Origin of the sequence: Trichocoleus sp. AS-A1, assembly GCF_039962015.1 — a bacterium.
Lineage (GTDB): Bacteria > Cyanobacteriota > Cyanobacteriia > Cyanobacteriales > FACHB-T130 > FACHB-T130.
On record NZ_JAMPKG010000014.1, the window covers coordinates 57,575 to 69,145 of the forward strand.

Below are 11,571 nucleotides of genomic sequence, written 5' to 3' on the forward strand. Positions count from 1 at the left end.
TATGTCAGAAAGTCGTGTAACCTTCAACGCCGAGGAAGTGTTGCCGGACGAGCGCAACTTCGTCGCCGCTGTTCTAGATACAGCAGCAACTTTGGTAGTGGTTCTCGATACCCAGGGGCGAATTGTCGTTTTTAATCAAGCTTGCCAGCAAACCACTGCTTACTCGGCGGAGGAAGTCAAAGGCAGACCATTCTGGGATTTATTTCTGCTGCCAGAAGAAGTGGAATCTGTCAAAGCGGTCTTCAAAAATCTTCAAGCGGGTCAGTTTCCAAACCAGTATGACAACTATTGGTTAACGCGCGATCGCGATCGCCGTTTGATTGCTTGGTCGAATACGGCGCTGCTCGACTCCTCTGGTGGGGTCAAGTACATCATCGGTACGGGGATTGACATTACCGAGCGTCACCAGGCAGAGCAAGCCCTAAAAAAGGCAAAGGCTGAGCTAGAAATCAGGGTCGAAGAGCGGACGGCTGAACTTAGGAAAGCCAACGAGCAATTGCAGGAAGAGATGCTAGAGCGCCAGCGTACCGAGGTGGCGCTCGAACAGAGCTATAGCCTCTTGCAGGCAGTTATTGAAGGAACACCCGATGCCATCTTTGTCAAAGATCTACAATGCCGGGTGGTGATGGCGAATTCAGGTGTTGGCACGATTTTCAATCGGCAGGTAGAGGAAATTATCGGTAAGAATAATGCCGAGTTGTTGCCACCTGAGATTGCCTGTCAGATAACCGAAACTGACTGCCGGATTATGGAATCAGGTGAACCTGAGATAGTTGAGGAAGTTCTCATTATCAAGGGCGTTACCAAAACTTATCTCTCTACAAAAAGCGTTTTGCGTGATGCTTCTGGAAATGTCATAGGTCTAGTCGGCGTCTCGCGGGATATCACCGAGCGTAAAGCTGCTGAGGAGGCGCTACGAGAATCCGAAGAGCATTATCGTCACTTTATTGAGACTGCCTTAGAAGGAATTTGGGTGATCGACGCTGAAAGCAAGACGATTTTTGTCAATCGCACACTGGCAGAAATGCTTGGCTACAGCATTGAGGAGATGCAGGGGAAGCCGCTATTTGATTTCATGGATGATGAAGGGAAAGCGATCGCGGCTCGCCAAGTCGAGCTTCGCCGCCAAGGTATCGAGGCCAAGATTGATTTTAAATTATGTCGCAAAGATGGCTCGTTTCGATGGGCAATTGTTTCGACCTCTCCCATCTTCGACTCAGCAGGGAATTATGCTGGAGCCTTTGCGATGATTACGGATATCACCGATCGCCGACAGGCGGAAGAAGCACTGCGCGAAAGTGAGGCGCGGCTGAGAGAACAAGCAAGGCGGGAAAACTTGCTCAACCGTCTCGCTAGCCAAATCCGTAACAGTCTTAACTTAGACAAAGTTTTGGAAACAACCGTGCAAGAGATCCGCAATTTGTTGCAGATTGAGCGGTGTCATTTTGCCTGGTATTACCCTGACAGAGAGGAACCCGGTTGGGCAATTGTCAAGGAAGCTCGCAATTCGGAGCTTTCCGATCTCAGAGGTTATTACCCGATTGCTGCTGTCGGATCGATGGGGCAAAAACTTTTGAACCTGGAAATGCTGCGGATAGATGATATCGAGAAACTGAGCCAGAAGCCGCGAAGCGCAGCTCAGCCAAGCCAGGAGCCGCGAAGCGTGGCATACGCTAGCGATCGCCTGTGGCGTAGATTCCTGCGTTCGATGGGCTTCGCCTCTATCTTGGTGCTGCCCATTCAAACTCGATCGGGTACCATTGGTATCCTGAGCTGTTGCCAGAGTTCTGCACCCAGACCTTGGAGAGATTGGGAAGTCGAACTGCTGCACGCTATAACCGACCAACTTGCGATCGCGATTAACCAAGCCGAACTCTACGCCGCCACCCGCACCACTGCCAAACAATTCCAAGAACAAGCCGCCAAACTCGAACAAACCCTCTCCGAACTCCAACAAACCCAAGCTCAATTGGTACAGACAGAAAAAATGTCGAGTTTAGGGCAGTTGGTTGCCGGTATTGCCCATGAAATCAATAATCCCGTCAACTTTATCTATGGCAACTTAGCTCACACAGACGAATACACCAAAGACCTCCTGAATCTACTAAAGCTCTACCAACAGCACTATTCCCATCCAGTCCCTGAGATTCAAGACGAAATGGCGGCTATCGATCTAGATTTCCTGATCGGAGACCTTCCTAAGATGCTAACTTCCATGAAAGTAGGTGCTGAGCGGATTCGTCAGATTGTCTTATCGCTACGGAACTTCTCCCGTCTGGATGAAGCAGAAATGAAGGCGGTTGATATTCATGAAGGGATTGAAAGCAGCCTCCTGATTCTACAAAATCGCCTGAAGACAAAACCTGACCATCCTGGCATTCAACTAATGAAGGAATACGGCGACTTGCCGCAAGTAGAATGCTATGCCGGACAATTGAATCAGGTCTTTATGAATCTACTGACGAATGCAATCGATGCCTTAGAAGAGAGAATGGAACGTGGGGAAGAAAATACTAAGTCCTACATCCCTAAAATTTGCATTCGCACCTCTGTTGTCAACTCCGATCGGGTATTAATTAGCATTGCCGATAACGGTCTAGGGATGACGGAAGCCATGAAAAAACAGCTATTCAATCCCTTTTTTACAACCAAACCCGTAGGCAAAGGCACGGGGTTAGGTTTATCGATCAGCTATCAAATTGTGGTAAAAAAACACGGAGGTCAATTGCATTATCTTTCCGAACCGGGGCAAGGTACAGAGTTTGCGATCGCAATTCCCATTCAGCAGCACAGTTAGGCTCCATTGGAGAAGATTTTTACTTAAATTCACTATACCTAACTACCCGCTTCTATTTTTCGTCTTTACTGAGAATTAACCTTCGCTTAGTGGCTGATTAATTCTACGAGTGTTAGTCTGTTAGTGCTGAAGTGCGATCGCAAAGATAAGCTGTGTCAAAAAGGACTTTCAGTAGAAGGAATAAAGCGATAAAATTTTAACGAGTAACAGCAATGGGTATCCATCGCGGCATCGTTTCAGCCACATTTTTAATTTTTACAGGATTGAGCGCGATCGCTCCCCCTGTTTTCTCTCAAATTCAGGAGTTTACAACTCAACAACCGGAACGCCAACAAATCGATCTAATTTTTAGCCCGAACACTAATCAAAGTTTTGAAGACGTGCTTGAGCAAGCAGAATCGATTGCTAGCAATTCTGTTGAGCAGGGATTCGCACAAAATCCGGAGGTTACACAAATTTATATCAGAATTTTCGGTGATGTCAAAGGACAAGTAGCCCCGCTTCTATTTTCAAAAGTGTATCGTTCTGATTGGCAGACAGAACCTAAAATTGATCGTTGGATTCGATATTTTGATAATTCTGGATTGCTACTAGGCTTTTATAATAATTCATCTAATTCCTCGTCACCTCCGATTCCACCGACATCCACCTTCAGCCGCGAAGACGATCCGGGTTTTCGGGATGATTAATCTACAGGTAAATATACACGGCGCAATTATTCGCGCATCTAGTACATTTCAGTTAAAGTTTAAAGACAAAACTTCAGCATCTCTCAATCTTGCTCTTCCCAAAGTGCAAGAAAACGTAAGAAGTTGCTTCGATCCCCTTAGCCTCCCTTTTTAAGCGGGAGAATTTTTTCAAAGTCCCCCTTTTGAAGGGGGATTTAGGGGGATCTCTACTGTTTCAGCGTCTCGATTATGACTTTTCAGACATCCTCTAAGCTGCTTTTTTGCTCCCACTTAATGAGCATTGGAGGGAATCTAAGAATTACAGCAGTAACCGAAAATTATTCATTGCGTCTCTAAGTATAAAAAACGCTAAAATAATTTTTTTAAGACAACAAACCTGAATTTTTCTTTCTACCCTTTAACCTGGTTACTGCTGCTAAAGTTCCAAAAACAAGTATACCCAATGTAGGAGTAGTTTCAGGAACGACTGCTGCCTCTGCCTCATCAACCACTAAGGCAGAAATCCGTGTTCCATCCCCAACATCCACAACTCCAATCCCTAAAGTATATTCCCCTGAGGCTGGAAGAATATAAGAAAAAGTTTGCCATCCAGTTTCTTTATTAAAGACACTTGAAGAGCTACTGAATTTTGAAATCGTATCCGCTAAATTAAAGAATTGAGTACCAGAATCTGACTGAAGACTTACAAAAGCAAAGTCATTAAAATCAGGATAGGTAAAGTCATCAACCGCAGATTGCTCAACAGCCTCATTCGTGAGGAAGTTCCAAGAAAAAGATAACTTTTGCCCAGCACTGCCTTTAAAAGTTTGCTTAATGGCAGATCCCTCAATCGGCTCTGCGGTCGCTAGAGCGTATAAAGATTGATCGCCCAAGAAAGTTGAGAAACCCAAGAATCCTTCTAAAGTTTCTTCTTCAGCAAAGCCAGAAATGAAAGTGACGGGAGCAGCATTACCGCCAATAATCGGATTAGAATTATTGTCGAGACTAAAAGTTTCTTGGTATGCAGTTGAGAGAAAAGCCTGGTTTTTTCCTTGGAATGACTTAATTCCAAAATCTGAAGTTTCTATTCGATAATCGCCTAGGGCTTTCCAACTCTGAAACCCTTGTTCAAATCCTTTATTCAGAACAGCAGCCTTTACTGTAGATGGAAAAACTACACTTACACTGATAGCCAGTGCTGCAAGACTAATTGTTTTTATCATTAAGTTAACTCCTAATTTTTTTTGACAAAAAGGTCATTTTTAAAGTTCTGCTAATTTTTAAAAGCAGGCTTAGTTTAGCTTTTTAAGTATTTTCACTGAATATCTCTATTAAAAGCATTTTTGGTTAAGCGAACATTAATAGAGGAATAAGACCTGCTAAAATTTGGCTTAACAATCTTATTGACAACTTCTTGATAAATTTATATTTTATTAATCTTTTATTAACCCAGAGATTAAAGAAGCTTAATTCTACGTCAGTAGTATTCCAGAGGGTGCGTAGAAACACTCAGATTTGGCGGTGGAAGTCGAGTATGAGGGAGCCGTCCATTCGACTAAAGAGAACAAAAAGCAGGCAGGATGCTACAGGTATAGATACTTATGCCGATGGCTTGAGGTAATGCTGCGTTGACTAGCCGTTGACATGAATGCTGTGGCTTAGCTGTCGCAGCATTTTTGGTTGACTGTTTAAGCTTTATAGAGGTTAGCTCGGCTAAATTCCTGTCAAATAATGACTCAAAATTTTTGATTATTGCGATCGCAAAAAGAGAGGAATTTAATGTCTAAGTTCAGTCGGAGGCAGCTACTAATTTTTTTTGGGGCGAGTGCCGGTACTGCTGTACTAGCTCCTACTTTGGGGAGACAGCATTTTGGCAGCAATCCTAACGTTGCCCAAGCGGTTCTACCACTGAAATTTACCCCAGTGCGATTGCCGCATCCTTTACCGATTTATCAAGAGCAAAAAAGTTTTTACGCCACAGCCATTAATTATCAAGGAAGCGTAATTAATGCTTCTACCGATACTCGGTTAAGCACCTACAACATCGTTGATGATGTAGTGGTGCCCCCAGAGTACGAACGTTATGTGATTGTACGTTGGGGCGATCGCGTTTATCCCAACCCAGAAGAATACTTTGGCTACAACAACGACTACACCGGCTTTGTTCCCCTGGATGGCAGAAATCCTAACGACGGCTACCTTTGGGTAAATCACGAGTATGTCTCCTACCCGTTTACTTTTACACTCCCTGAAGTCCCAGAGGATTTAGCAGGATTACCTGAGTCTTATCCCTTAGTCGTTGGGCAGAGTTTACCGGCTGACAAAACCGATCTTCTCCTGTTGGGCGAAATCATGTACAACATGGGCGGTTCGGTTCTGCGAATGGCACGCCAAAATCGCGCCGGACGCTATTCGATTGTTAAAGACCCCAACAATCGACGCATTCATGGTCTTTCCGGTTTAGGGATTAACAGCCAGCGTTCCGATCAGTATAAAACTATTACTTCTTGGGGTTCCAAGAGCTACCAGAAAGGCGATCAAAACTACCTGTTGAGTACGGGACCCGCTGCCACCCAAGTATTTCCTCTCAGCGTAGATGGGCTGGGTAACAAAATCATTGGCACTGCCTACAACTGCTCTGGCGGCACTACTCCCTGGGGAACCATCCTCTCAGCGGAAGAAAACTTTCAGGCAAGCACAGCCTTTTTTGTAGGAGTCACAGAATCTGTAAAATCTGATGGTACTCAGACTAGCTACACCGCTGGTACCAGTGGGGAAAAATTTGGCTTGGTTGGCGAGAAATACGGCTGGATGGTGGAAATCGATCCCAGTAACCCAAATTTCCGCCCGCGCAAGCACACTGCATTAGGTCGTTATCGCCATGAAAACATCGCCATGCGGGCGGAAGCTGGGAAAAAATTAGTTGCCTACATGGGTGATGACCGGCGCGGCGGACACACCTGGAAATTTGTTAGCAAAGGCACTGTTTCTGCCCCGAATAGCAAGAATAACAGCGCATTATTTGAGGAGGGGACGCTGTACGTCGCCCGTTACAATCCTGACGGGACAGGAACGTGGATTCCCCTGGATTTGAATGCTACTACCAATCCGATTCCGCCCTCCGTTCTTGGCTCAAAAGAAATTGCCGCTTTGGGCAAAGCGAGCCGGAATGGTTTGATTAAATTACCCAGACGGAACGGTATTGCAGGTCAAACTACAGATGGCGGTGCATTCAACCTAGATACCACCAATGAAGCCACAGCTCTGCCAGGTTATCAAGGCAAGAAGCTGTCCAACTTCTACACTAGCCAAGGGGCTGTCCTCGTGGATGCTTTCTTAGCTGCTAACTTAGTTGGCGGAACGCCTACCGCACGTCCCGAAGATATCGAAGTTCATCCCCGCACCAAGGATGTATTTATTGCTTACACGGATGGTGCGGCGGGAAGCGATGGCTACCCCGATTCTCGAATCTTTGTGGTTTCTAAGTACAGCCCTGCTGTCACCGCTGGACAGCCTTCGGGCGAGCTGTTCAAGATTATGGAAAACAGCTCAGATGCTACGGGTACAACTTTCCGCTGGCAGCGATTTGCTAAAGGTGGGGAAGCGGGAGCAGAACCGGGTTCGGGTTTTGCCAATGTAGATAACTTGGCATTTGACCCCCAAGGAAATATTTGGGGCGTCACGGATATGTCTACTAGCGCTCACAATGGTTTCGATGTTGGTGCTGCCGCAACGCCATTAGCGATAGACCACAGGGTCGTGGGTTCTAACTCTCCTAGTGTGGATGATTCTAATCTCAATGTTCAAACTTCTAACCTGATTGGGGTTTTTGGCAATAACTGGCTCTTTTTCATTCCCACCACTGGCCCGGATGCTGGAGAAATCGTCCCCTTTGCCTACGGTCCTCCACGTTGCGAGTTGACAGGGCCTACTTTTATCGGGGATACGCTGATTATTTCGGTGCAGCACCCTGGTGAAGATTGCCCGTTCAATCCTCAGCAAACTCTGAGCCGAACGATTGAGATGCTGGACTTAAATGGCACTCTCTTTAACCAACAACGCACGGTTCCGCGTGGTAGTAATTGGCCTAGCAATATTGAGGGAAATCCTCAAGGACCACCGCGTCCTTCAGTGATTGGCATTCAACGCAAGCAGTCAAATGGCACGTTTGTTTAATTAATACCGTGTGCAACTTTTCAGGTAATTCCCCCCTTTTTAAGGAATCTGCCGTTGCTATCTAAGTGTCTCGATCCCCCAACCCCCCTTAAAAAGGGGGGCTAAAAAATTCGCACATCGCGTTTAATTAAGTAAAAAGGCAAAAGGTAAAAGAAAGAGACAAGAATCTTTCTTTTACCTTTTTACTTTTGCCTGCTTAAGCGCCTAACATTTGCAACTGATACAAACTGGCGTACAATCCGCCTTGGCGCAACAATTGATCGTGGCTGCCCGACTCTACCAGTTGCCCTCGCTTCAGCACCAAAATCCGGTCTACATTGCGGATGGTTGAGAGACGGTGCGCGATGATAATGGCGGTGCGTCCCTCCAGCAATTTGTCGAGGGCATCTTGAATTAAGGCTTCTGTACCTACGTCTAGACTGGCTGTTGCTTCATCTAGCACTAAAATACGGGGATTGCGGATAGCGGCACGGGCAAATGCTAAGAGTTGCTTTTGTCCGCTGGAGATATTAGTGCCTCGTTCTCTAAGTTGGGTATCGTAGCCTTGAGGCAGTTGTTCGATAAAACTGGCAACATTGGTTTTTTCGGCGGCTTGTCGAATTTCTTCAAAGGAGTAAGTATCTCCTAGAGTAATGTTGCTCTTCACGTCACCGGCAAACAGAAAGCCATCTTGAAGGATGACGCCTAGGTGTTCCCGCAGTTCTCTTTGGGGTAAGTCCCGGACATTGACACCATCGAGGAAAATGCGACCTTCGGTGGTTTCGTAAAGGCGACACAGCAGGCGAATAATCGAACTTTTACCGGCACCTGTGGGGCCAACGAGAGCGACTTTTTCGCCGGGATGGATGGTGAAGTTTAGGTCTTTGAGGACGTATTCATCATTTTTGTAGGCAAAGGAGACATTTTCAAAGCGAATTTCACCTTTGGCGGTTGGGGATGGGGAATGGGAAATTCTCCTGGGTTCCTCTGCTACAGACGGGATAATTCCCCTGTCTATAAGCTGTTTTTGTGTCCCTTCAGGATCGCGGATTTCAATTGGTTCGTTGAGAATATCGGTGATGCGTTCGACGGCGGTGAAACCAGATTGCAGGGAGGTGAATTTTTCAGCAAATTGTCGCAAGGGATCGAAGAGACGCTGGGCATACAGGATAAAGGCAGAGAGGGTGCCAAAACTGAGGGCTTTGCCCATAATCATTTGTCCGCCTAACCAGAGTACGCCCGCGATCGCTACCAGTGCAATCCACTCCAAGGTGGCTGATACGGCTGAGTCGTGAAAAATGGTTTTATCCACTTCCTCGATGTACCGCTGATTCGTCACCCGAAACAGTTCTGAGTTGAATTTCTCTCGCCGGAATAGCTGCACGACGTTCACCCCTACGATGTTTTCTTGCAGCGTTGAGTTGAGTGCAGACAGTTCTTCTCTGGCTTTGTAATTGGCTTTGCGATACTGCTGTTGGAAGTAAATAATCAAAGCCGTGACTGGCACCAACATCAGTGTCAGCATCAATGCCAGCTGCCATTGCAGCAAAAACATGGTGACAGCGATCGCTAAAATCGACACCAGATCGCTGACAATGCCAATGGCACCTGTGGAAAAGACATCCCCCAGTGCTTCGACATCGCTGGTGAGGCGGGTAATCAATCGTCCTACAGGGGTGCGGTCAAAAAATCGCACCGCTAAGGACGTGACGTGATGAAATAAGTCAGTGCGAATCTCGGCGGTAATTTGCTGCCCCACCTTCTGCACGGTGTAACCTTGGGCGGCGGTGAACACCATGCGAACGATCATCGTTAGCAGCAGTAAAACGGCGAGAAGATTGATTCCTTCCAACAAGCCTTTACCTTGAAGAAAAGACCAGACTTCTTCCCCGCGAATCAGCGAAATTGCTTGCCCCACGATGATCGGTTGAATTGCCCCGGCGACTGACAGCGGCACCAACAACAGGATGGAAATTATCAGCAGACGACTGCTTTTCCGCGCGTAGGGGACTAAGCGCAGGAAGAGTCGCCAGTCGCTTTCACGAACGCGCGATCGCTCTCTAGTTTCCGTCAGAGGCGGGGATTGAGTCATGCTGCCACTATCTTCTTTCTACTTATTTCATTGTTCCCCTTTTACCAGTGCTGTAGCAGCTGCCTGTAGAGATAGGTAAGCCGTTTCAGGTTGCCCGTTGATGTAGGATTTGCCATCTACCGATTCGCACAGAGTTCCGACTTTCTCGCCATCAGCGCCATAGACTTCTAGCACGTCTTGGAGAATATTCGGGTCAAAACCTTGCACAACTGAACTCCAAGCATTTTTATCAACCGAGCAAATCCTAATTGTTTCGTCCATTTGATCGCCTTGCGCTAGCAATTAATTAGAACAGCGCTTCTGATATCTTCGACCCATTGATGGATATCGCCCGTATTCAGGCGATAACTCCGAGGGTGGGCAATTAACCGCGCTGTACTTTCAAATAGTGTATCAATCTCGATCAAGCCATTTTCGCTCAGGGTGCGACCTGTGGAAACTAAATCCACAATCGCCTCGGACATCCCGGTAATCGGCCCTAGTTCTACGGAACCAGACAAAGGCACAATTTCTACGGGTAAATCTAAGCTTTCAAAGTATTCGTAGGCACAGTGAACAAACTTAGACGCGACTCGACCGTGGGGCGGCAGTTGTAAGACTGACCGATAAAGGCTAGAAGACTTTACCGCCACTGACAGCCGACAAGAACCAAATCGGAGGTCAGCTAGATGAGCAACCTGGGGGTTTTTCTCCCGCAGAACATCGTAACCGACTATCCCTAAATGTGCTTGCCCATATTCCACATAAACTGGGACATCTTGCGCCCTTACCAGTAGGGCTTGGGCGGTGCCGGTGGGGTCTTGTATTTGCAGTTGGCGGTTGCCAGAATCTTTGAAGGCGCTAAAGTCGAGTCCGACACTTTGCAGTAGACGAATGCTATCAGATAAGAGTGCGCCTTTGGGCAATGCAACGGTAAGCATAGAATAGAGTTCTGAGTGTTGAGTGTTGAGTTTTGGATGTTAAAAGGTAACTCATAACTCATACCTCATAATTCATAACTTTTGTGATGCGAATTCTCTTGGTGGATGATGAAGTTGAGCTGACTGAACCGCTGAGTCGCGTGCTAAGTCGTGAAGGCTACAGCGTTGAGTTGGCTTATGATGGGGCGTCTGGCAACCAGATGGCGCTGCAAGGAGGCTATGACTTGCTGATTTTGGATTGGATGCTGCCGCAGATCAGCGGGTTGGAAATTTGTCAGCAGATGCGATCGCGCAAAGATGCTACACCCGTTCTCTTTCTCACTGCCAAAGATACCCTAGACGACCGCGTGCTGGGTTTGGACGCCGGTGCGGATGACTACCTAGTGAAGCCGTTTGAATTGCGAGAGTTACTCGCACGAGTCCGCGCCTTGCTGCGTCGTTCCGCGACTGATGCGCCTGCTAGCGCGACGATAGAAGCGCACTACCATCCTCACTTACTTCAGATTGGAGATTTAGAACTAGATTGTGAAAACCAGCTAGCCTATCGTCACGGACGCACCATTGAGTTATCGGAGAAAGAAACTCATCTGCTGGAATATTTTATGCGTCACGCGGGGCAGTTGCTCACTCACGCCCAAATTCATCAACATTTGTGGAACCCAGACGAACAACCCAGCAGTAACGTTTTAGCCGCTTTGATTCGCCTTTTGCGGCGCAAAATTGAGGCATCTGGAGAGACAACTTTGATTCACACTGTCTATGGCAAAGGCTATCGCTTTGGAGATGGCGGCTAAGGCGGCTTTCTGACTTGCTTTCTAACTTTCAGTGGCGATATTCAAAAGGCAATCTTTTGATATTTGTCAACTATCATTAGTAGTATTTCAACACCATTGTCTATATTCGCTTTCCTAACAGTAGCGATCGCTTGGTATCGTCTAC

General features: G+C 46.8%; 8 protein-coding genes. 4 read left to right on the forward strand and 4 right to left on the reverse strand.

Annotation, left to right across the window (positions count from 1 at the left end):
* The first annotated feature begins 1 nt into the window (after position 1).
* Both NC994_RS12810 and NC994_RS12815 read left to right on the forward strand, forming a co-directional pair.
* Positions 2-2,797, forward strand: coding sequence for a PAS domain S-box protein (locus NC994_RS12810; RefSeq protein WP_190433536.1), 2,796 nt, complete (start codon positions 2-4; stop codon positions 2,795-2,797).
* A gap of 212 nt (positions 2,798-3,009) precedes the next feature.
* The gene (locus NC994_RS12815; RefSeq protein ID WP_190433538.1) at positions 3,010-3,486 is read left to right on the forward strand and encodes a hypothetical protein; all 477 of its coding nucleotides are present in this window, start codon (positions 3,010-3,012) and stop codon (positions 3,484-3,486) included.
* A gap of 362 nt (positions 3,487-3,848) precedes the next feature.
* On the opposite strand, the gene NC994_RS12820 is transcribed toward NC994_RS12815, so the two are convergent.
* Positions 3,849-4,688 carry a hypothetical protein gene (locus NC994_RS12820; protein ID WP_190433539.1) on the reverse strand — a complete coding sequence of 280 codons (840 nt, stop codon included), beginning with the start codon at positions 4,686-4,688 and terminating at the stop codon, positions 3,849-3,851.
* Positions 4,689-5,244: 556 nt separating this feature from the next.
* Here NC994_RS12820 and NC994_RS12825 point away from each other — a divergent pair.
* Positions 5,245-7,641 carry a PhoX family phosphatase gene (locus NC994_RS12825; protein WP_190433541.1) on the forward strand — a complete coding sequence of 799 codons (2,397 nt, stop codon included), beginning with the start codon at positions 5,245-5,247 and terminating at the stop codon, positions 7,639-7,641.
* Positions 7,642-7,837: 196 nt separating this feature from the next.
* Here NC994_RS12825 and NC994_RS12830 read toward each other — a convergent pair whose 3' ends face one another.
* Genes NC994_RS12830 through hisG form a run of 3 tightly spaced genes read right to left on the reverse strand, consistent with a single transcriptional unit; the run spans position 7,838 to position 10,632 of the window.
* Positions 7,838-9,712: an ABC transporter ATP-binding protein gene (locus tag NC994_RS12830; RefSeq protein ID WP_190425955.1), complete on the reverse strand. Its 1,875-nt coding sequence runs from the start codon at positions 9,710-9,712 to the stop codon at positions 7,838-7,840.
* A gap of 27 nt (positions 9,713-9,739) precedes the next feature.
* Positions 9,740-9,973: a hypothetical protein gene (locus NC994_RS12835; protein ID WP_190414807.1), complete on the reverse strand. Its 234-nt coding sequence runs from the start codon at positions 9,971-9,973 to the stop codon at positions 9,740-9,742.
* 14 nt (positions 9,974-9,987) lie between these two features.
* Positions 9,988-10,632 (reverse strand): ATP phosphoribosyltransferase, encoded by a 645-nt coding sequence (gene hisG / locus NC994_RS12840; protein WP_190414808.1) that lies wholly within the window; start codon positions 10,630-10,632, stop codon positions 9,988-9,990.
* An 86-nt stretch (positions 10,633-10,718) separates the two neighbouring features.
* On the opposite strand from hisG, the gene rppA reads away from it, so the two are divergent.
* Complete coding sequence (rppA, locus tag NC994_RS12845) at positions 10,719-11,426, forward strand: two-component system response regulator RppA (RefSeq protein ID WP_190425964.1); 708 nt, start codon at positions 10,719-10,721, stop codon at positions 11,424-11,426.
* Positions 11,427-11,571 lie beyond the last annotated feature (145 nt).

What these genes read in the sequence shown, in the direction of transcription:
- NC994_RS12820 (WP_190433539.1), bottom strand. Translation starts at nt 4,688, where the DNA reads ATGATAAAAACAATTAGTCTTGCAGCACTGGCTATCAGTGTAAGTGTA.
- NC994_RS12835 (WP_190414807.1), bottom strand. Translation starts at nt 9,973, where the DNA reads ATGGACGAAACAATTAGGATTTGCTCGGTTGATAAAAATGCTTGGAGT.
- hisG (WP_190414808.1), bottom strand. Translation starts at nt 10,632, where the DNA reads ATGCTTACCGTTGCATTGCCCAAAGGCGCACTCTTATCTGATAGCATT.
- NC994_RS12815 (WP_190433538.1), top strand. Translation starts at nt 3,010, where the DNA reads ATGGGTATCCATCGCGGCATCGTTTCAGCCACATTTTTAATTTTTACA.
- NC994_RS12830 (WP_190425955.1), bottom strand. Translation starts at nt 9,712, where the DNA reads ATGACTCAATCCCCGCCTCTGACGGAAACTAGAGAGCGATCGCGCGTT.
- NC994_RS12825 (WP_190433541.1), top strand. Translation starts at nt 5,245, where the DNA reads ATGTCTAAGTTCAGTCGGAGGCAGCTACTAATTTTTTTTGGGGCGAGT.
- rppA (WP_190425964.1), top strand. Translation starts at nt 10,719, where the DNA reads ATGCGAATTCTCTTGGTGGATGATGAAGTTGAGCTGACTGAACCGCTG.
- NC994_RS12810 (WP_190433536.1), top strand. Translation starts at nt 2, where the DNA reads ATGTCAGAAAGTCGTGTAACCTTCAACGCCGAGGAAGTGTTGCCGGAC.